Source organism: Neoroseomonas lacus (genome assembly GCF_014644535.1).
GTDB lineage: Bacteria > Pseudomonadota > Alphaproteobacteria > Acetobacterales > Acetobacteraceae > Neoroseomonas > Neoroseomonas lacus.
This window is the reverse complement of the sequence record NZ_BMKW01000004.1, coordinates 112,552-132,647: the sequence shown is the minus strand read 5'-3', so window position 1 is coordinate 132,647 and position 20,096 is coordinate 112,552. Positions and strand designations below refer to the sequence as shown.

The following is a 20,096-nucleotide window of genomic DNA, read 5'->3' as shown; positions in this document are numbered from 1 at the left end:
GATGCGTCTCGCCAATGTCGGCAATCTCGGCGTGAAGGAATTGCGCAGCCTGCTTCGCGACCCGATCATGCTGGTGCTGATCGCCTATTCCTTCACCGTGGCGATCTACGCCGCCGCCACCGCTGTGCCGGAAACGCTGACCCGCGCGGCCATCGCCATCGTCGATGAGGACCGCTCACCGCTCTCGGCGCGCATCGCTGGGGCCTTCTACCCGCCCTATTTCCTGCCGCCCGTGATGATCACGGCGGCGGAGATGGATGCGCGCATGGATGCCGGGCACGACACCTTCGCCATCGACATCCCGCCCGATTTCCAGCGCGACATGCTGGCCGGGCGCCAGCCCGCCATCCAGTTGAACGTCGATGCCACGCGCATGAGCCAGGCCTTCACCGGCAGCGGCTATATCCAGACCATCATCAGCGACGAGGTGACCGCCTTCGCGCAACGCTACCGCGCGGTGGCGACGCCGGCGGTCGACCTCGCGCTGCGCGCGCGCTTCAACCCGGTGCTGGAGGAAGCCTGGTTTGGCGCGGTGATGGAGGTGATCAACCAGATCACCATGCTCTCGATCGTGCTCGCCGGCGCGGCGCTGATCCGCGAGCGCGAACACGGCACCATCGAACACCTGCTGGTGATGCCGGTGACGCCGCTCGAGATCATGCTCGCCAAGGTCTGGGCGATGGCGCTGGTGGTGATCGTGGCGACCGCCGTCGCCATCACCGTCGTCGTGCAGGGGCTGCTCGGCGTGCCGATCCAGGGGTCGGTGCCGCTGTTCCTTGCTGGCGCGGCGGTGCATGTCTTCGCCACCACGGCGATGGGCATCTTCCTCGGCACCGTCGCGCGGTCGATGCCGCAATTCGCGCTGCTGCTGATCCTGGTGCTGCTGCCGCTCGAAATGCTCTCGGGCGGCACCACGCCGCGCGAGAGCATGCCGGTCTTTGTCCAGGTGGTGATGCTCGCCGCGCCAACCACGCATTTCGTCATGCTGGCGCAGGGCATCCTGTATCGCGGCGCCGGCTTCTCGGTGGTGTGGCCGCAATTCGTCGCGCTGGCGGGGATCGGCGCGGTGCTGTTCGGAGTCGCCCTGGCGCGCTTTCGCGCGACGATCGGGCAGATGGCGTGACGTCGGTGCCCTTGCGGCGTCATGCTGACGGTCCTGCTTGACGACCAGGACAGGAAGGTTGGAGCGGCGCTGCCCCTCCAAGCTACCCCGCCAAATGCCAGGGCATTTGGAACGCCGTCTTCTGGCACCGTGCGGCAGACGCATCCTACACCTGCCTGCCCCCGCTTCGTGCGCAGCGGCGGATCTGAGTGCCGATGCTGACCGCGGTGCAGGGGCCAGGTATCGGTTTCCAAAGGCCTCGGGCCTTTGGTGGGGTGAGGTTCGGAGTGGGGCAAAGCCCCTCTCCGGCTCCCCCGCTCAGAAGTTGAGCGGCTTCCGTTCGCCCCGGCTCACGAAACCCTCCCCAGTCCATTGTCTTCGCGAGCATCTTCACCCGATCAGATAATTCCATCCGATCGGGATCGACTCCATCAGCCTCGGCGTCAGCCGGGCTCCACGCGCGCCGCGCACAGCTTGAAGCCCGGGATCCTGCCCTCCGGGTCCAGCCGCGGATCGGTCAGCAGGTTCGCCGCTGCCTCGCGAAAGGCGAAGGGCAGGAAGACGACACCTTCCGGCAGGCCCGGATCCTCGCGCGAGGCGCATTGCACCGTGCCGCGCCGCGTCGTCACGCGAATCCAGCCACCGGGCAGGATGCCGAGCCGCCGCAAATCGCCCGGCGCCAGGGAGACCGTCGCCGAGGGTTCAATGGCGTCAAGCACGCCGGCGCGGCGCGTCATGGTGCCGGTGTGCCAGTGTTCGAGTTCGCGCCCCGTCGTCAGCACGAAGGGATAGGCCGCGTCCGGCATTTCAGCGGGGTCGGACGGGCCGGCGGGGACCAGCAGCGCGCGCCCGTCGCGGGTCGGGAAATGGTCGTGGAAGACGATGTCTTCGCCGGGCGCATCGGGCGCCGCGCAGGGATAGGTGACGCTGTTCTCGCGCAGCAGGCGGTCCCAGGTGATGTTGGCGAGGCTGGGCATGGCCTGCGCCATCTCGGCGAAGACCTCGCGCGGATGGGCGTAGGTCCAGTCGAGGCCGAGGCGGCGCGCCATTGCGACGATGATGGCGAGGTCCTGCCGCACCTCCCCCGGTGGCGCGACGGCGGCGCGGCCCATCTGCACCTGGCGGTTGCTATTGGTGACGGTGCCGTCCTTTTCCGGCCAGGCCGAGGCCGGCAGCACGACATCGGCGAGGGCGGCCGTCTCGGTCAGGAACAGGTCCTGCACCACGAGGTGGTCGAGCCGCGCGAGGGCGGCGCGCGCATGGGCGAGGTCGGGGTCCGACATTGCCGGGTTCTCGCCCATCACATACATGCCGCGGATGTCGCCGCGCCCGGCGGCGGCGATGATCTCCACCACTGTCAGGCCCGGCTTCGGGTCGATCGTGGCACCCCACAGCGCCTCGATTGTCGCGCGCGCAGCGGCATCGTCGATGCGGTGGTAGTCCGGCAGCATCATCGGGATAAGCCCGGCATCCGAGGCGCCCTGGACGTTGTTCTGCCCACGCAGGGGGTGCAGCCCGGTGCCGCGCCGGCCGACCTGCCCGCAGACGAGCGAAAGCGCGATCAGCGCGCGCGCATTGTCGGTGCCGTGCACGGATTGCGAGATGCCCATGCCCCACAGCGTCAGCGCTGCGGGGCTGCGCGCATACAGCCGCGCGACGCGGCGGATCGGTTCGGCCGGCACGCCGCATTGCACCTCGACGGCTTCGGGCGCGTAGGCGGCGACATGGGCGCGCAAGCCGTCCAGGCCATCGACGCGCGCCGCCACGAAGGCGGGGTCGTGGAGGTTCTCCGACAGGATGACATGCAGCATGGCGTTGAGCAGCGCCACATCCTCACCCGGCCTGAAGCGCAGAATTTCAGTCGCGATGCGATCGAGCTCGCTGCCGCGCGGGTCGGCCACCACCAGCGTCGCGCCACGGGCGACCGCCTGCTTGATGAAGGTGGCGGCGACCGGATGGTTCTCGGTCGGGCGGGCGCCGATCACGAAGATCAGGTCAGCGTCTTCCACGGCGGTGAAGGGCGCCGTCACGGCGCCGCTGCCGATGCCTTCGAGCAGCGCCGTGACCGAGGCGGCGTGGCACAGCCGCGTGCAGTGGTCGACATTGTTGGTGCCGAAGCCGGTGCGGACGAGTTTCTGGAACAGATAGGCTTCCTCATTCGAGCCCTTGGCGCTGCCGAAACCCGCCAGGGCCTGCGGTCCAATGCCGTCGCGGATGACGCGCAGGCCGTCACCGGCACGCGCGAGCGCTTCCCCCCACGACGCCTCGCGGAACTTCCCGCGTGCGCGGGAAGGGTCGGTACAGTCGGCGGGGTCCTTCGCGGCGCCGTCAATGCGGATGAGCGGGCGCGCCAGCCGGTCGGGATGGGTCAGGAAGTCGAAGCCAAAGCGCCCCTTCACGCAGAGCCGGCCGTGGTTGGATGGTCCGTCGCGGCCGACCACTTCCTCGATGCGGCCGTCGCGCACGCGGTAGCCGAGCTGGCAGCCGACGCCGCAATAGGGGCAGACGCTCGCCACCTCGCGCGCCGGCGGTGCGGCGCGGTGGCCGCGTTCGTCGAGCACGCCCTTGGGCAGCAGCGCGCCGGTCGGGCAGGCCTGCACACATTCGCCGCAGCCGACGCAGGAGGAAGCGCCCATCGGGTCGAGCAGGTCGAAGGCGACCGTCACCGCCGCGCCGCGACGCGCCAGGCCGATGACGTCGTTGTGCTGGACCTCGCGGCAGGCGCGCTCGCACAGGCCGCAGGCGATGCAGGCGTCGAGGGCGACGGCCATCGCCGGGTGGGAATGGTCCGGCACCGGACGCGCATCCGGCGCGAAGCGGGAGCGCGTGACGCCGAGCCGCGCGGCCCAGCGCGCGAAGGGTGCGGTGGCGTCGCGGCCCTCTGGTCCGGGCATGTCGGCGAGCAGCAATTCGAACACCATCCGCCGCGCCGTCTCGGCTCGCGTGGAGGCGCTGCGCACCACCATGCCCTCGCGCGGCGCGCGGATGCAGGAAGCGACGAGGGTGCGTTCGCCCTCCACCTCCACCAGACAGGCGCGGCAATTGCCGTCCGGGCGGTAGCCGGGCTTGGGCAAATGGCACAGATGCGGGATATCGGTGCCTTCGCGCTGGGCGACGGTCCAGATCGTCTCGCCCGGCGCGGCCTCGACGTCGCGGCCATCCAGCGTGAAGCGCGTCATGGCAGGGCCTCCGCGGGGAAGTGGCGCAGGAGGGAGAGCACCGGGTTCATCGCGGCCTGGCCGAGGCCGCAGATGGAACCGTCGGCCATGGCCTGGGCGAGTTCGTGCAGCAGGGCGCGATCCCAATGCGGCGCGTCGAGAAGGCGCGCCGCCTTCTGCGTGCCGACACGGCAGGGCGTGCATTGGCCGCAGGATTCATCATGGAAGAAGCGCACGAGGTTGCGGGCGGCGTCGGCGAGGTCGTCCTGGTCCGACAGCACCACCACGCCGCCGGAGCCGACGAAGCAGCCGAGGTGGTCGAGCGTGCCGAAGGCGAGCGGCAGATCCGCCATGGCGGCGGGCAGGATGCCGCCGGAGGCGCCGCCCGGCAGGTAGGCCGCGAGGCGATGGCCGTCCTGCATGCCGCCGCCGCATTCCTCGATGAGTTCCAGCGCGGTGATGCCGGCCGGCGCATCATGCACGCCGGGTTTGCGCACGCGGCCCGACAGGCTGACGAGGCGTCGCCCGGACTGGCCCCGGCGGCCGGCAGCGGCGTAGCGCGCGGCGGCCTCGGGCGCGGCGAAGAGTTCCGGCAGCCACCACAGCGTCTCGACATTGTGGATCAGAGTCGGGCGGCCGAAGAGGCCCACCTCGCCCGGGTAGGGCGGCTTGTGGCGCGGATAGCCACGGCGGCCTTCGAGGCTTTCGAGAAGCGCGGTTTCCTCGCCGCAGATATAGGCGCCGGCGCCACGCCGCAGATGGATCGGCCGCTGCGCGACGCCCGTCTCGCACAGCGCGGCGCTGGCGGTGGCCAGCGCGTGGCGCGCCTCGGGATATTCGTCGCGCAGATAGATCCAGCACGCCTCGGCGTCGATCGCCTGTGCCGCGAGCAGCATGCCTTCGAGCACGCGGTGAAGATGATGGTGCAGGCACCAGCGGTCCTTGAAGGTGCCGGGTTCGCCTTCATCGGCATTGACCACGAGGTGGCGGGGGCCGGGTTGCGCCATGACGGCGCGCCATTTTCGCGCGGCGGGGAAGCCGGCGCCGCCGAGGCCGCGCAGGCCCGCGGCGTCCAGTGCCGCGAGCATCGCCTCGCGCGTCAGCAGGCCGTCCCGGGCGGCGGCAAGGACCGGCATCGGCGGCAAGGGGTGGGGCGGTGCCGGCGGAACCAGGCGGACACCATGCAGCCAGGCGGCGGCGACGCGGCCGGGCGTGGCCGCGGTGACAAGGCCATCGGCACCGCCCTGCTCGGCGGCGCAGACCGGGGCCTGGTCACAGGCGCCCATGCAGGGTGCGGACAGGATGCGCGCGCCGCCGGGTGGTGCGGCGCGCAGTGCGTCGAGCAGGCGATGCGCACCGGCCATGGCGCAGGGCAGGCTCTCGCAGACGCGGATCGTCACCGGCGGCGGCGCGGGCGCGCCATCCGCCAGCACGTCGAAATGGGCGTAGAAGGTGGCGACCTCGAAGACCTCGACGGGGGCGACGTGCAGCGCCTCCGCCAGGGCGACCAGATGGTCCGGCTGCAAGGCACCGTGGCGATCCTGCAGGGTATGGAGATACTCGATCAGCAGGCCCCGCTGCGGCGGCGTCGTGCCCAGCGCCGCAGCAACCGCCTCCCTGGCGGCCGGCGTCGCCGTCCGGCCGCGCGGGCCGAAACGCGGCCGCCGCGCCGTCGATTCCGCTTCGCGTTCCGATCGTGATGGAGCCATGCCTTTGCGGCCTCCGTTTCCTCGCGACCATTAGATAGTGGATGGTCGCGAAGCGCGAGGGGCCGATCAGGCGTCGACCACGCCGCGCCGGGCCTTCATCGCGCGACTGATCGCCCGCTGATCGGGCCGCGTCAGCCTGATGGGGGCAAGCGCCAGGACGACGCCATTCTCCAGCGCGATACGGCGCAGCTCGTTCGCCACATAGGCCTGCATCACCTCGCTGGTCCGGACGTCGACAGGCACGACGGCATCGGCCGGCCTGGACGACAAAGCCTCGACGATGATCTCCGCCATCGCGGCACTGCGGCGGTGTTGAGCATCGAGACAGGCGAGAGTGACGCCCAGCTCATCGGCCGGCAGCGCGCGGCGCCGCAGGCTGGGAAAAAGATCGAGACCCTCATCCTCGCGATGCAGCGGCCATTCAATCGTCAGGCAGGCGATGATCCTGTCAGCCTCGAGACGGGACGCGATCCGCTCCGTCGCGATGCGGCGCAACATGGCGCAGAGGGCACGATGCCGCATATTCGCAGCCAGGATGTAGGCGAGCGGATCGTCCAGCAGGGCAAATGGGAGTGGCGCCTCCTCATCTGGGAACATCGCCGGGTCCGCCATCGCGGCAATTGCAGCCGCTCGCCGCCGGTCCCGCTCCGTCGCGCGTCAGCGACCACCGCACCATGCGCTCGAGCACCGCGCGGGCCGGATCGTCGTTTCGCTCGATGGCGGTCATCAGGGCCAGCCAATCTTCGCTGGCGGCATCGGCGGCGAAGCGACGGGCGGCGCCGGACACATATTCCCCCACGGTCTCGTCATACGCCGCGGCCATGGCGGCGACCTCGGTCAGCAGCACGATGTCGCCGATGGCTTCGAGGGCGACGGCCGCATCGCCATCGTCGTCGAGGCGCTTCAGGATGGTTCCGAGCAGCATGGCGGCGCCTTCACTGCACGAGGGGCGACGGGCTGGCGGCGATGTCGAAGCCGACGATCTCCGCGCGTCCGGCGAGGATCGCGACATATTGTTGGATGGCGGTGCGGCGCACCTTCTCGTCAAGCCATTCGGCGATGCGATCGCGCACCATGTCAAACGGCAGGTCACGCCCTTCGATGCGACGGTCGAGAGCCACGACGTGGAGGCCGTAGCGGGTTTCGACGGGTTCGGGATGCACCACGCCGACCGTCATCGCCGCGAGCGCGGATTCGAATTCCGGGACGGTCTGGCCTGGCCCGATCTGGCCGAGATTGCCGCCGGTCCTGCCAGAAGGGCAGGCCGAATGCACTTCGGCCAGGGCACCGAAGGTGGCGGGGCTTTCCGCCAGCTGCGCGATCAATGCTCGCGCCACTGTGGCGGCCTCATGGCGCGCCATGGCGTCCCCGGGGGCGGCCGGCAGCAGGATATGGCGAAGCTCGCACAGTGCCGCCGTCCGAAAGCGACGAGGGTTTTGCGTGAAGTACCGGCGACAGGCCGCCTCATCGGCGCGTGGCGTCACCACCTCGCGTTCGACGAGTTCCCTGATCATGGCCTCCTCCTCAGTCTCGCGGCGTCCTTCGCCATCGCTGATCGGCGTGGCCGCCACGCCCTGCCGGCGCGCCTCCTGCAACAGCAACTCGCGCACCACCAGCGCGGTGCTAGCGGCCTTCATCGCATCGAGCGGCTTCGATGCCGGGTGATTCTGCGTCTCCTGCGCGATGGCGGCGCGGGTGATCGGCACGCCATTCACGCTGATCGTCCGTCGCGGACCCATCGGGGCAGGCTTGGCGGCGCATGCGGTTGTGCTGCTCATCGCACTCACTCCGCCGCAGCCGGCGTTTTCGGGCCGGGCGCGCCCAGGGGCCGCCGCGAGCGCACGACCTGGTAGCCTCGGCGGCCGAGATACCAGACCGGAGCTGACCAGATGTGCACCAGGCGGGAGAAGGGGAAGAGCAGGAAGATCGTCATGCCCAGCACGAGATGCGCGAGGTAGGGCAGGCTGAGGCTTTGCAGCGTCTCGGCATGGATCGGCTGCAGCGTCACGATCCCCTGCGCCCAATGCGACAGGATCAGCATCACCGAGCCATCCGAATGCGCGAGCGAGAAGGGCAGCGTGAGCAGGCCGAGCGACAACTGCACCCACAGAATGCCGAGAATGGCGATGTCCATCACCGTCGAGGTGGCGCGGATGCGCGGGTCGAACAGCCGGCGATGCAGCAGCAGCGACAGGCCGATGAAGCAGATGAGCCCCGCCACGCCACCGGCGCTGACCGCGATCAACTGCTTCTGCTCGACCGTGATGAACAGCGTGTAGAGGGAGGTCGGCGTCAGCAGCCCCACCGCGTGGCCGAAGAACAGGAAGAGCACACCGATGTGAAACAGGTTCGAGCCCCATCGGAACTGCCGCTTGCGCAGGATCTGGCTGGAACCGGCGCGCCATGTGTAGGGCTCGCGATCGTACCGGATCAGGCTGCCAAGCAGGAACACGGTGAGGCACACATAGGGGTACCAGACGAACAGGATGTGGAAGACGGCGTCGCGCATGGTCGCTGCTCCTCAGGCCTGGCGATTGGTGATGATGGTGCGGGGGCCGGCGCTCGGAGGCGGCTGCATCCCCGGCGCGGGGCGCGTGGCCTGGCGCATCTTCGCACCGAGGCCGCCGGGGCCGGGGCCGAAGGTCACTTCCTCCTCCTCCCAGGCGGCATCGAGCGCTTCGAGATCCTCTGGCTCGGGGTCGGGTTCCGCGCGCAGAGCCGCAAGCGCCGCCTCGTCCAACCTGGCGCGAGACAGCGCGGCAAGGGCGGCGAAGATGCCCGCATAGGCCGAGTCACGCTTGGCGAGCCGTTCGCGAAGCGCGGCGAAGACGTGACCCGGCTGCCCCAGAAGTTCGATGGCCGCGGGCGGTGCGAGGGTCGAGGCGTATTCCAGGAACAGCGGCAGGAAATCCGGCAGCTCGCTGGCGGTGGGCGTGTAGCCGCCTTCCTCGTAAAGCCGGATCAGATCGACCATCGCCTGGCCCCGGTCGCGGCTCTCGCCATGGACGTGTTCGAACAGGTGCAGCGAGAGCGAGCGGGTGCGGTCGAACAGCAGGATGTAGCGTTCCTGTGCGTCGTACAGGTCGTGCGCGGCGAGGTCGTCGATCAGGCGGGCCACGGCGGCGCGTTCACGAGCGGGCAGGATCGCCTCGCGGTCGAGTGCGAGGATCATCTCCGGCCCGGCGGCGATCAGCGCCGGCGTCGGATAGGTCAGCAGCGCCGAGAGAACCTTGAGCGTGCGCATTAGAGAACCCCCGCCTTGACGTTCTTGAGCTTCGTGCCGCCGAACAGGTTCACCGACTGGTCGGAGGGCGCGCAGCCATCACCGAAGGAGAAGCCGCACTGGCCGCGCATTTCATAGGCGTCCTCGGTGATCTCGCGATGCGCCGTGGGGATGACGAAGCGGTCCTCGTAGTTGGCGATCGCCATGATGTGGTACATCTGCTCGATCTGTGCGCCGGTGAGGCTGACGCGCTTGGCGATTGCTTCGTCGATGACGCCGTCGACGGTCTTCGCGCGCATATAAGCGCGCATCGCCAGCATGCGTTCGAGGCCGGTGGCGATCGGCGCCTCATCCCCGGCGGTCAGCAGGTTGGCGAGGTAGCGCAGCGGAATGCGCAGGGAGCGCACGTCCGGCATGCCGCCATCGGTGCCCATCTGCCCGGCCTGCGCGGCGGCGGTGATCGGTGAGAGCGGCGGCACGTACCAGACCATGGGCAAGGTGCGGTATTCGGGATGCAGCGGGAAGGCGACCTTCCATTCCATCGCCATCTTCCATACCGGCGAATGGCGCGCGGCATCCAGCCAGTTCTCCGGCACGCCATCGGCCCGAGCCTGCGCGATCACCGCCGGGTCGTTCGGGTCGCAGAAGATGCTCATCTGGGAATGATACAGGGACTTCTCATCCGCGACGCTGGCGGCTTCCTCGATGCGGTCCGCGTCGTAGAGCATGACGCCGAGATAGCGGATGCGACCGACGCAGGTTTCCGAACACACGGTCGGCTGCCCGGCCTCGATGCGCGGGTAGCAGAAAATGCACTTCTCCGATTTGCCCGATGACCAGTTGAAGTAGATCTTCTTGTAGGGGCAGGCCGAGACGCACATGCGCCAGCCGCGGCACTTGTCCTGGTCGATCAGGACGATGCCGTCCTCCTCGCGCTTGTAGATCGCGCCCGAGGGGCAGGCCGCGGCGCAGGCCGGATTCAGGCAATGCTCGCACAGCCTGGGCAGGTACATCATGAAGGTGTTTTCGAACTGGCCGTACATCTCCTTCTGGACGCCTTCGAAGTTGACGTCCTTCGCCCGCTTGGCGAATTCGCCGCCGAGGATCTCCTCCCAGTTTGGCCCCCACTCGATCTTCTCCATCCGCTCGCCGGTGATCAGCGAGCGCGGGCGCGCGGTAGGGAAGGCTTCGAGCTCCGGTGCCTTCTGCAGATGCTCGTAGTCGAAGGTGAAGGGCTCGTAGTAGTCGTCGATCTCCGGCATGTCGGGGTTGGCGAAGATGTTCGCCAGCACGCGCCACTTGCCACCGATGCGCGGTTCGATCCTGCCGTTGCGACGGCGCTTCCAGCCGCCGCGCCACTTGTCCTGGTCTTCCCAGTTCTTCGGGTAGCCGATGCCGGGCTTGGTCTCGACGTTGTTGAACCAGGCGTATTCCATGCCCTCGCGGTTGGTCCACACGTTCTTGCAGGTCACGGAACAGGTGTGGCAACCAATGCACTTGTCCAGGTTCAGCACCATGGCAACCTGTGCGCGGATCTTCATGTCACGTCTCCTGTCACCAGAGGCCGTTCCAGCCAATCGACGGTTGTCATCTTGCGCACCACGACGAACTCGTCGCGATTGGTTCCGATGGTGCCGTAGTAGTTGAAGTCATAGGCGAGCTGCGCGTAGCCGCCGATCATGTGCGTCGGGTTCAACACGATGCGCGTGACCGAGTTGTGGATACCACCGCGATTGCCGGTCATCTGCGAGCCGGGCATGTTCACGATCTTCTCCTGCGCGTGGTACATCATGACCATGCCTTCCTTGACGCGCTGGGAGACGACGGCGCGGGCGACGAGTGCGCCGTTGCTGTTGAAGGCCTCGACCCAGTCATTGTCGACCAGGCCCGCACGCTTCGCATCGGCTTCGCTGATCCAGATGCAGGGGCCGCCGCGTGAGAGCGTCAGCATCAGCAGGTTGTCGGTATAGGTGGAGTGGATGCCCCACTTCTGGTGCGGGGTGATGAAGTTCAGCACCACCTGCTTCTCGCCATTCGGCTTCAGGTCCAGCACCGGCTTGATGGCGCGCAGGTCGAGCGGCGGGCGGTAGACACACAAGCCCGCTCCGAAGGCGCGCATCCACAGGTGATCCTGATAGAGCTGCTGGCGTCCGGTCAGGGTGCGCCAGGGGATCAGCTCGTGCACGTTGGTGTAGCCGGCATTGTAGCACACCTTCTCGCTCTCCAGCCCCGACCAGGTGGGCGCCGAGATGATCTTGCGCGGCTGCGCGACGACGTCGCGGAAGCGGATCTTCTCATCCTCCTTGGCCAGAGCCAGATGCGCGTGATGCAGGCCGGTAGTCTTACCCAGCGCCTCCCAGGCGCGCACGGCGACCTCGCCATTGGTCTCCGGTGCCATCATCAGGATCGCCTCGGCGGCATCGATATCGGTGACGATGCGCGCCAAGCCCTTGTTGGCGCCTTCGGCATGCACGCCGTTCAGCGCCTTCAGGTGCTGGACCTCCAGCCCGGTCTTCCAGGCCATGCCTTTGACGCCGTTGCCGATGCTGTCCATCAACGGACCCAGCGCAGTGAAGCGGGCATAGGTGGCCGGATAGTCGCGCTCCACCTCGACCACCAGTGGCATCGTCTTGCCCGGGATCGGCTCGCACTCGCCCTTCTTCCAGTCCTTCGGTTCGAAGGGCTGGGCAATCTCATTGGCACTGTCGTGCTTGATCGGGTTCAGCACGACATCCTTCTCGACGCCGAGCACTTCCGGGGCGACTTCGGAGAACGCCTTGGCGATCGCCTTGTAGATCTCCCAGTCGCTGCGGGCTTCCCAACCCGGATCCACCGCGCCGGTCAACGGGTGGATGAAGGGATGCATGTCCGAGGTGTTGAGGTCGTTCTTCTCGTACCAGGTGGCGGTGGGCAGCACGATGTCGGAATAGACGCAGGTCGTCGACATGCGGAAGTCGAGCGTGACCAGCAGGTCGAGCTTTCCCTCCGGCGCCTGTTCGTGCCAGACGGCCTCGGCCGATTTCGCGCGGCCCTCCTCGCCCAGATCCTTGCCCAGCACGCCATGCGTCGTGCCAAGCAGGTGCTTGAGGAAATACTCGTGGCCCTTGCCGGAGGAGCCGAGCAGGTTCGACCGCCAGACGAACATGTTGCGCGGCCAGTTCCTCGGATTATCGGGATCCTCGCAGGAGAGTTTGAGCGTGCCGTCCTTCAGCGAGCGCGCGACATAGTCCTTCGCCGGCAGCCCGGCGGCGGCGGCGTCTTTGGCCACCTGCAACGGGTTCGTTTGCAGCTGCGGCGCGGAAGGCAGCCAGCCCATCCGTTCGGCACGGATGTTGTAGTCGATGATCGCGCCATCCCACGGGCCCGGGGGCGCCGTCGGCGAGACCAGGTCGCCGACATTCATCGTCTCGTAGCGCCACTGGTCGGTATGCGCGTAGAAGGCCGAGGTCGAGTTCTGCTGCCGCGGCGGGCGGCCCCAATCAAGCGCGAACGCCAGCGGCAGCCAGCCTGATTGTGGGCGCAGCTTCTCCTGCCCGACGTAATGCGCCCAGCCGCCACCCGACTGCCCGACGCAACCGCACATCACCAGCATGTTGATGACGCCGCGATAATTCATGTCGGCGTGGAACCAATGGTTCATGGCGGCGCCGATGATGATCATCGAGCGGCCCTTGGTCTTTTCCGCGTTGGTGGCGAATTCGCGCGCTACCTGGATGATCTTGTCGCGCGAGACACCGGTGATCCTCTCCGCCCATGCGGGGGTGTAGGGGACGTCGTCATCCAGGCTCCTGGCGACGTTGTCGCCGCCATAGCCGCGGTCGACACCGTAGTTCGCGAGGAACAGGTCGTGTACCGAAGCGACCAGCGTCTCTCCTTCGGCCAACATCAGCCGTTTGATCGGCACTCGGCGATGCAGCACGCTGGCGTGGCTGGTCGAGGCGAAATGCTCGTGTTCGATGTTGCCGAAATACGGGAAGGCGATCTCGGCCAGTTCGTCGTGGATGCCATCCAGTGACAGGCGCAGTTGCGTGGCCTCACCGTCGGACTTCTTCTCCTCGAGGTTCCATTTGCCGCTCTCGCCCCAACGGAAGCCAATGGTGCCGCGAGGTGCGACGATGGCCCCGCTGGTCTCGTCGAAGGCGACGGTCTTCCAATCCGGGTTGTTGGCTTCGCCGAGGGATTGGTCGAAATCGCTGGCGCGCAGGAAGCGCTCCGGCACCAGCTGGTCACCCTGGCGCGTCAGCCTCACCAGCATGGGCATGTCGGTGTATTGCCGCACATAGTCGCGGAAGTACGGCACCTGCCGGTTGACGTGGTATTCCTTCAGGATGACGTGGCCCATCGCCATCGCGAGTGCCGAATCCGTTCCCTGCTTCACCGACAGCCAGATGTCGCCGAACTTCGAGGCTTCCGAGTAATCGGGGCAGATCACCGCGCTCTTCATGCCGCGATAGCGCGCCTCGGTGTAGAAATGCGCGTCCGGCGTGCGGGTCTGCGGTACGTTCGAGCCCCACAGGATGATGAAGCCCGCATTGTACCAATCCGCCGATTCCGGCACGTCGGTCTGCTCGCCCCAGGTCTGCGGGGATGCCGGCGGCAGGTCGCAGTACCAGTCGTAGAACGACATGCAGACGCCACCGAGCAACGACAGATAGCGCGAGCCGGCGGCGTAGGAGACCATCGACATGGCCGGGATCGGCGAGAAGCCGAAGATGCGGTCCGGCCCATAGGTCTTCGCAGTATAGGCATTGGCGGCGGCGATGATCTCCGTCACCTCGTCCCACGCGGCACGGACAAAGCCACCATGCCCGCGCTTCTTCACATAGGCTGCGCGCTTGTCGGGATCCTCGACGATCGAGGCCCAGGCGGCGACCGGGGACATGGTCGCACGCGCCTCGCGCCAAAGCTTTACCAGGCGCGAGCGCACCAGCGGATACTTCACCCGGTTCCCGGAATAGAGATACCAACTGTATGAGGCGCCGCGCGAACATCCGCGCGGTTCATGGTTGGGCAGGTCCGGCCTGGTGCGTGGATAATCCGTCTGTTGCGTCTCCCAGGTGACGATCCCGCCCTTCACATAGATCTTCCACGAGCAGGAGCCGGTGCAGTTCGCGCCATGAGTGGAGCGGACGATCTTGTCGTGCTGCCAACGCTTGCGATAGCCGTCCTCCCAGCGACGGTCCTCGTTGGTCGTGATGCCATGGCCGTCGGCGAAGGGCTCCTGCAGCTTCTTGAAGAAGGTGAGACGGTCGAGGAAGTGGCTCATGATGTGGGGCCTCGGCTGACGGTGCGGATCATTGAGCGGGCGTGGGGCGAGCGTCGGCGGGCGGCCTGCCGCCGCCGCGCTCGACGTCGTGCAGCAGCCCGCCGCGGCGCGTGTAGAACCACCAGGTGACGGCCACGCAGCTCACATAGAAGGCGAGGAAACCGTACAGCGCGGTCTCCGCGCCGCCGGTCATGGCAATGGAGGTGCCGAAGCTCTTCGGGATGAAGAAGGCGCCATAGGCCGCCACGGCGGAGGTGAAGCCGATGATCGCCGCGGCCTCCTTGTCGGATTGCTTGACGCGCTCCGCGGCGGACATGCCGGGTTCCAGGCGCGTCACCTCCTTACGCATGATCGCGGGGATCATCTGGAAGGTTGAGGCATTGCCGACTCCTGTCGCGGTGAACAGGAACAGGAAGCTGGCGAAGAACACCGGGAAGGCTGTCGGATCACCCTTCATGCCGATCGCGTAGAGCACGCCGCCGACACCGGCCGACATCGCAACGAACACCCACAGGGTGATGCGCCCGCCGCCGATCCGGTCGCAGGCCTTGCCCGAGGCGGCGCGCGCCAGCGCCCCCACGAGCGGCCCGAGGAAGGCGTAGGCCAGCGCGTTCACCTCGGGGAACAGTATGCGCGTTAGCAGCGGGAAGGCCGCGGAGAAGCCGATGAACGACCCGAAGGTGCCGGTGTAGAGCCAGCACATGATCCAGTTGTGGGTGCGCCGGAAGATGATGGCCTGGTCGGCGAAGGAGGATTTCATCGTGGCGATGTCATTCATCCCGAACCAGGCAGCGAAGGCCGAGGCGACGATGAAGGGCACGAAGACGAAGCCGGCATTTTGCAGCCACAGCGTAGTGGTCACGCCGGCCACCGTGGCCGTCTGCGGCGCGCCGCCGAGCCAGCCGAAGACGCCGGTGGTGATCGCCAGCGGCACGACGAACTGCACGACGCTGACACCGAGATTGCCGAGCCCCGCATTGATCGCGAGCGCGTTACCCTTCTCGCTCTTGGGGAAGAAGAAGGAGATGTTCGCCATCGAGGAGGCGAAGTTGCCGCCGCCGAAGCCGCAGAGCAGCGCGAGGAGGAGGAAGATCCAGTATGGCGTCGAGGGGTCCTGCACCGCGAAGCCCATGCCGAGGGCCGGGATGATCAGCGACCAAGTGGAGAGCGTCGTCCACAACCTGCCGCCAAAGATCGCCGGCATGAAGCTGTAGATGATGCGCAACGTCGCACCCGACAGGCCGGGCAGCGAGGCCAGCCAGAACAACTGCTCATTGCTGAAGGCGAAGCCGACGCTCGGCAACTTCGCCACCACGACCGACCAGACCATCCAGACCGCGAAGGACAGCAGCAGGCACGGGACCGATATCCACAGGTTGCGCCGGGCGATGGCTCGGCCGCCGCCGGCCCAGAAGGCCGGGTCCTCGGGGCGCCAGTCCTTAATGGCGCCGGTGGCCGCGAGCGCGCCCTGCTGCGCCTCGCCATGGATCGGCTGCATCTCCGGAAGTTCGGGCAGCGTGGCCGGCGCGGCGCCGCGCTCGGCGGCCTCGCGTTCCATCTGACGGATCGCGACATGCATCCATGCGAGCGAGACGGCGACGACCAGGAACAGCAGCCAGAAGCAGCTCTGCCACACGCCGGTCAGGTCGTTCAGCGCGCCGAAGGCGATCGGCAGCACAAACCCGCCGAGGCCGCCGACCAGTCCGACGATGCCGCCCACGGCGCCGACCCGGCCCGGGTAGTAGACCGGGATGTGCTTGTACACCGCGGCCTTGCCCAGGCTCATGAAGAAGCCAAGCGTGAAGATCGTGACCATGAAGCCGGGCAGGCCCATGGAGAGGCTGAAGTGCATCGGCCCGCGGATGCCCTGCACGATGTATTCCGCCGGCGGGTAGGACAGGATGAAGGTGCAGACCGCGGCGACCGACAGGGTCCAGTACATGATGCGGCGGGCGCCGACCTTGTCGGACAGATGGCCGCCATAGGCGCGGAAGATCGAGGCAGGGATGGAGTAGGCGGCGCCGACCATGCCGGCGGTCACGATGTCCAGCCCATAAACGCCGATCAGGTAGCGCGGCAGCCACAGCGCCAGCGCGACGAAGCCGCCGAAGACGAAGAAGTAGTAGAGCGAGAAACGCCAGACCTGAAGGTTCTTCAGCGGCTCCAGCATCGCCGAGAGCGGCTCCGGCTTCTCGCCGGCGCTGCGGCGGCGGGCGAGGTCAGGGTCGTCCTTGGTGCACAGGAAGAAGACGATAGCGGTGACCAGCAGCGCCGCCGCCCAGGTCAGCGCGACCGCCTTCCAGCCGAAGGCGACCATGATGACGGGGGCGACGAACTTGGTGACCGCGGCGCCGACATTGCCTGCGCCGAAGATGCCGAGCGCGGTGCCCTGCTTCTCCTTCGGGAACCACTTGGCGACATAGGCGACACCCACCGAGAAGGAGCCGCCGGCAATGCCCACGCCAAGCGCCGCGAGCAGAAAAGTCGGATAGTCATAGGCCAGCGCCAGCAGCGCAGTCATCACCGCCGCCGACACCATGGTGAAGGTGAAGACCATCCGGCCGCCATACTGGTCGGACCAGATGCCGAGCATCAGCCGTATCAGCGAGCCCGTCAGGATCGGCGTGCCGACCAGCAAGCCGAACTGGGTATCGGTCAGCCCCAGCTCTTGTTTGATCTGGATGCCGATGATGGCGAAGATCGTCCAAACGGCGAAGCATACGGTGAAGGCAATGGTTGAGAGCCAAAGGGCTCTTGCCTGATCAGACCCGCTTGGAGCGGTGGTCGATGCAGTGACGATGGACATTCATGCCCCCTCGGAACGACGCCTGGCGTCTGGATGGGGCAAGCACTGGTCCGCGGCAGGGGAAGATATGTTGATTGAAATCAAGCCCGGCGCCCGGGGCACATGTTTCAAGTGTCATGGCGATTTCGGGCATGAACCCTGCCGAACGATGTCGAACTTCAAAATGATATATGTGACGAACTGACCTGATTAATATCAAGCCGACTGCCGGCTGGTTGGGAGGGCGTCATTCGGGAGGTGGACCATGCGGACGCAGGATATTGATGAGATGCGGCGCCTGCCGTTCTTCCGCGATGTCGAGGCAGGCAATGTCGATGCCATGCTGCGCAGTGCGTTCCTGCAGCGGTTCCCGGCCCATGTCGAATTGGTCCGCGATGGCGAACCGGCCGACTTCCTACACGTCATCATCGAGGGGACGGTGGAGATGTTCTCCGGCCACCGCGACCGCGAAACCACCCTGGGCGTGTCGGGGCCAGGCGAAAGCTTCATCCTGGCCGCCGTCCTGCTCGACCGCCCCTACCTGCAATCCGCGCGGGCGCTTTCGGCCGCCCGCATCCTCATGTTGCCCGCCGATGCCGTCCGCCAGGCATTCGCGGCCGATGCGGGATTTGCGCGCGCCCTCGCCGCGGGTACGGCCCAGGCCTATCGCGGCGTCGTCAGGGAGTTGAAGAACCAGAAGCTGCGATCGGGGCTGGAGCGCTTGGCCAATTGGCTGCTGACGCATGATGTCGAATGCGGCTCGCGCGGGCGGTTCGATTTTCCGTTCGACAAGAAGGTGCTCGCGGCACGCCTGGGCATGGCGCCGGAGGTGCTCTCGCGTTCCTTCGCGGCGCTGGCCGCTTACGATGTCGTCGTCCGCGGGCCATCGGTCTGCATTAATGACGTCGATGCGCTGCGCAAGCTGGCGCGCCCGTCGCCCACCATTGACGGCACGAATATCTGACGCGAGGACGAGACTGCCGGGCGCCGTCGCGCGATCCTACGTGCGGCGGGTCGTTCGTCAGCGCCCTCGCGTCGCGCCGGGAACCCACACGACATCGCCGCCCGCCGCGGCATTCAGGTGGCGCGATAGCACGAACAGATGGTCCGACAGCCGGTTCAGGTAGCGGATCACCGCCGCATTCACCTCCTCCTGCGCCGCCAGCGCGACCGCCAGGCGTTCGGCCCGCCGCACGATGGTGCGCGCCAGATGCGCGTGCGCCGCCGCCGGGCAGCCCGCCGGCAGCACGAAGGAACGCAGCGGCGGCAGGGCGGCGTTCATCGTGGCGATCTCGGCTTCCAGCCGCAGGGACTGCGTATCCGCCACGCGCAGCCGCGCACCCGCCTCGCCCGGCACGCAGAGATCGGCGCCGACATCGAACAACTCGTTCTGGATGCGCGAGAGCATCGCATCCACCGCCACATCCGCGCCGGTATGCAGCCGCACCAGGCCAAGCGCGGCATTGGCTTCATCCACCGTGCCATAGGCCTCGACGCGCAGCGCGTCCTTGCGCAGCCGCGTGCCGTCGCCGAGCGAGGTCTCCCCGCCGTCGCCGCCGCGTGTCGTGATGACGTCGAGCTTCACCATGTCGCACCCCCGTTCTGCCGCTTCGTTATGGCCTGGCACGGCGTGGCGGCAAGGCGCGTCATCGCCGCCCCGCCTCCGACAGGCGGAAATGCAGCGCGGTCGTCAGCGTCGCGGCGACCGGCACGCCGGCACGCATGGCCGGGCGGAAGCGCCAGCCGCGGGCCGCCTCGATCGCCGCGCGATCAAGCGCCGCATAGCCGGAGGAAGTCGTCACCTCCGCCGCTACCACCCGGCCATCCGGGGCGACCCGCAGATTGAGCCGCACGACACCTTCCTCGCCCCGCCGCCGCGCCGCTTCGGGGTAGTCGGGCGGGTTGTTGCGAAAGCCCGGATCGGTGCTCGGCGGCACAACGGCGCCGAGCGCGAAGGACCCCATCGAGGGTTCCGGCAGGGTGCCGGCGCCGGCATCGAGCCGCATCGTTCCCTGGTCGGCCGGCGTCGGCGCCTGGCGGCGTGGCGGGGTGGGCTGGGATGGCTGGGCGGCGGCTTGTTGCGGCGGCGGGGGGGGCGGCAGCGGCATCGGTTCGGCCTCGGCCTGGCGGGCCTCCGGCGGTGCGGGCTCGGATGGCGGCGCGGCTGCGTCCTGGACGGGCGGTTCGGGCTGCGGTGGCGGCGGCACGGGGGCCGGGGCGGCCGGTTCGGGAACCGGCTCGGCCGGACGCGGTGCCGGGCTAACCGCTTCGGGTGTCGGCTCGGCGGGCGGTGGCGGGACTGGCACGTCGCCGGCTGGGTCCGGCGCCAGGGCTGCGATGTCGCGCGGCGCCTCGGGGGCGGCCGGTGCCGTTGGCGCGGCCGGCGGCGCGGCGGCCTGCGGCTGCGCGGGCACTGGCGGCGCGGCCTGCGGCTGGGACGGCGGCGCCGGCGGCGGCGGGGCGGCGAGTTGTGGCTGCGCCGGCGGCGCGGGAGGTTGCGGTGCCGTGGGCGGGGCGGGCGGCGTGGGTGGCGGGGCCTGCTCCGCGGCGCTGCCACCGGCCTGCGCGGCGGTATCGGCAAAGACCAGGGCCACAGTGCCGACCTGACCTGCATCCTCGACCGGCTCGCGCACCGGCCAGAACAGCAGCGCGGCGATCAGCGCCGCATGGATCAGGCCGGAACCGACCAGCGCCAGCAGCAGCACGCGTCCGGCCCAGCGCCAGGCGCTCGCGGCCGGGGCGCGCGGCGGGGCCGACAGCGGGGGCGTGCTCGCGCCGCGTGTGCCGGCCGGCGCGGCGCGGGGGCGGTCCAGCACCGGTTCATCGGATCGTTGGATCGACCGGCGAGCGGCC

At 68.2% G+C, this 20,096-nt stretch carries 14 protein-coding genes; 2 read left to right on the top strand and 12 right to left on the bottom strand.

Translation table 11 applies throughout. The features are described from left to right. The first annotated feature begins 1 nt into the window (after nt 1). A complete protein-coding gene (locus tag IEY36_RS09250) occupies nt 2-1,123 on the top strand; it encodes an ABC transporter permease (protein WP_188966770.1) in 1,122 nt (373 codons plus the stop codon). Between the two features lie 422 nt (nt 1,124-1,545). Here the strand turns inward: IEY36_RS09250 and fdhF are convergent, their stop codons facing one another. The 10 genes from fdhF to IEY36_RS09200 all read right to left on the bottom strand — a co-directional run bounded on the left by fdhF (nt 1,546) and on the right by IEY36_RS09200 (nt 17,264). Then, nucleotides 1,546-4,281, bottom strand: a complete 2,736-nt coding sequence (fdhF, locus tag IEY36_RS09245; RefSeq protein WP_188966769.1) for a formate dehydrogenase subunit alpha — start codon at nt 4,279-4,281, stop codon at nt 1,546-1,548. Next, nucleotides 4,278-5,969, bottom strand: coding sequence for an NADH-ubiquinone oxidoreductase-F iron-sulfur binding region domain-containing protein (locus IEY36_RS09240; RefSeq protein ID WP_188966768.1), 1,692 nt, complete (start codon nt 5,967-5,969; stop codon nt 4,278-4,280). The genes fdhF and IEY36_RS09240 overlap by 4 nt, the downstream gene beginning before the upstream one ends. Nucleotides 5,970-6,035: 66 nt before the next feature. Further along, nucleotides 6,036-6,566: a hemerythrin domain-containing protein gene (locus IEY36_RS09235; protein ID WP_188966767.1), complete on the bottom strand. Its 531-nt coding sequence runs from the start codon at nt 6,564-6,566 to the stop codon at nt 6,036-6,038. Beyond that, on the bottom strand, nt 6,553-6,894 hold the full coding sequence (locus IEY36_RS09230) for a hypothetical protein (RefSeq protein ID WP_188966766.1): 342 nt from the start codon (nt 6,892-6,894) through the stop codon (nt 6,553-6,555). Before IEY36_RS09230 ends, IEY36_RS09235 begins: the two co-directional genes overlap by 14 nt. Before the next feature lie 10 nt (nt 6,895-6,904). Beyond that, nucleotides 6,905-7,747: a peptidylprolyl isomerase gene (locus IEY36_RS09225; RefSeq protein WP_188966765.1), complete on the bottom strand. Its 843-nt coding sequence runs from the start codon at nt 7,745-7,747 to the stop codon at nt 6,905-6,907. A gap of 5 nt (nt 7,748-7,752) precedes the next feature. Further along, the gene (narI, locus tag IEY36_RS09220) at nt 7,753-8,478 is read right to left on the bottom strand and encodes a respiratory nitrate reductase subunit gamma (RefSeq protein WP_188966764.1); all 726 of its coding nucleotides are present in this window, start codon (nt 8,476-8,478) and stop codon (nt 7,753-7,755) included. Nucleotides 8,479-8,490: 12 nt separating this feature from the next. Continuing rightward, on the bottom strand, nt 8,491-9,213 hold the full coding sequence (gene narJ / locus IEY36_RS09215; RefSeq protein WP_188966763.1) for a nitrate reductase molybdenum cofactor assembly chaperone: 723 nt from the start codon (nt 9,211-9,213) through the stop codon (nt 8,491-8,493). Beyond that, on the bottom strand, nt 9,213-10,733 hold the full coding sequence (gene narH, locus IEY36_RS09210; protein WP_188966762.1) for a nitrate reductase subunit beta: 1,521 nt from the start codon (nt 10,731-10,733) through the stop codon (nt 9,213-9,215). Before narH ends, narJ begins: the two co-directional genes overlap by 1 nt. After that, complete coding sequence (locus IEY36_RS09205) at nt 10,730-14,458, bottom strand: nitrate reductase subunit alpha (RefSeq protein ID WP_188966761.1); 3,729 nt, start codon at nt 14,456-14,458, stop codon at nt 10,730-10,732. Before IEY36_RS09205 ends, narH begins: the two co-directional genes overlap by 4 nt. 28 nt (nt 14,459-14,486) lie before the next feature. Beyond that, the gene (locus tag IEY36_RS09200; protein ID WP_188966760.1) at nt 14,487-17,264 is read right to left on the bottom strand and encodes a nitrate/nitrite transporter; all 2,778 of its coding nucleotides are present in this window, start codon (nt 17,262-17,264) and stop codon (nt 14,487-14,489) included. A 244-nt stretch (nt 17,265-17,508) separates the two neighbouring features. Here IEY36_RS09200 and IEY36_RS09195 point away from each other — a divergent pair, with 244 nt between their 5' ends. Then, the gene (locus IEY36_RS09195; protein WP_188966759.1) at nt 17,509-18,207 is read left to right on the top strand and encodes a cyclic nucleotide-binding domain-containing protein; all 699 of its coding nucleotides are present in this window, start codon (nt 17,509-17,511) and stop codon (nt 18,205-18,207) included. Nucleotides 18,208-18,264: 57 nt separating this feature from the next. Here the strand turns inward: IEY36_RS09195 and IEY36_RS09190 are convergent, their stop codons facing one another. Together IEY36_RS09190 and IEY36_RS09185 are read right to left on the bottom strand one after the other, a co-directional pair. Continuing rightward, on the bottom strand, nt 18,265-18,831 hold the full coding sequence (locus IEY36_RS09190; protein WP_188966758.1) for a cob(I)yrinic acid a,c-diamide adenosyltransferase: 567 nt from the start codon (nt 18,829-18,831) through the stop codon (nt 18,265-18,267). 58 nt (nt 18,832-18,889) lie between these two features. After that, nucleotides 18,890-20,059, bottom strand: coding sequence for an energy transducer TonB (locus tag IEY36_RS09185; protein ID WP_188966757.1), 1,170 nt, complete (start codon nt 20,057-20,059; stop codon nt 18,890-18,892). Nucleotides 20,060-20,096 lie beyond the last annotated feature (37 nt).

What these genes read in the sequence shown, in the direction of transcription:
- IEY36_RS09250 (WP_188966770.1), top strand. Translation starts at nt 2, where the DNA reads ATGCGTCTCGCCAATGTCGGCAATCTCGGCGTGAAGGAATTGCGCAGC.
- fdhF (WP_188966769.1), bottom strand. Translation starts at nt 4,281, where the DNA reads ATGACGCGCTTCACGCTGGATGGCCGCGACGTCGAGGCCGCGCCGGGC.
- IEY36_RS09240 (WP_188966768.1), bottom strand. Translation starts at nt 5,969, where the DNA reads ATGGCTCCATCACGATCGGAACGCGAAGCGGAATCGACGGCGCGGCGG.
- IEY36_RS09235 (WP_188966767.1), bottom strand. Translation starts at nt 6,566, where the DNA reads ATGTTCCCAGATGAGGAGGCGCCACTCCCATTTGCCCTGCTGGACGAT.
- IEY36_RS09230 (WP_188966766.1), bottom strand. Translation starts at nt 6,894, where the DNA reads ATGCTGCTCGGAACCATCCTGAAGCGCCTCGACGACGATGGCGATGCG.
- IEY36_RS09225 (WP_188966765.1), bottom strand. Translation starts at nt 7,747, where the DNA reads ATGAGCAGCACAACCGCATGCGCCGCCAAGCCTGCCCCGATGGGTCCG.
- narI (WP_188966764.1), bottom strand. Translation starts at nt 8,478, where the DNA reads ATGCGCGACGCCGTCTTCCACATCCTGTTCGTCTGGTACCCCTATGTG.
- narJ (WP_188966763.1), bottom strand. Translation starts at nt 9,213, where the DNA reads ATGCGCACGCTCAAGGTTCTCTCGGCGCTGCTGACCTATCCGACGCCG.
- narH (WP_188966762.1), bottom strand. Translation starts at nt 10,733, where the DNA reads ATGAAGATCCGCGCACAGGTTGCCATGGTGCTGAACCTGGACAAGTGC.
- IEY36_RS09205 (WP_188966761.1), bottom strand. Translation starts at nt 14,458, where the DNA reads ATGAGCCACTTCCTCGACCGTCTCACCTTCTTCAAGAAGCTGCAGGAG.
- IEY36_RS09200 (WP_188966760.1), bottom strand. Translation starts at nt 17,264, where the DNA reads ATGTCCATCGTCACTGCATCGACCACCGCTCCAAGCGGGTCTGATCAG.
- IEY36_RS09195 (WP_188966759.1), top strand. Translation starts at nt 17,509, where the DNA reads ATGCGGACGCAGGATATTGATGAGATGCGGCGCCTGCCGTTCTTCCGC.
- IEY36_RS09190 (WP_188966758.1), bottom strand. Translation starts at nt 18,831, where the DNA reads ATGGTGAAGCTCGACGTCATCACGACACGCGGCGGCGACGGCGGGGAG.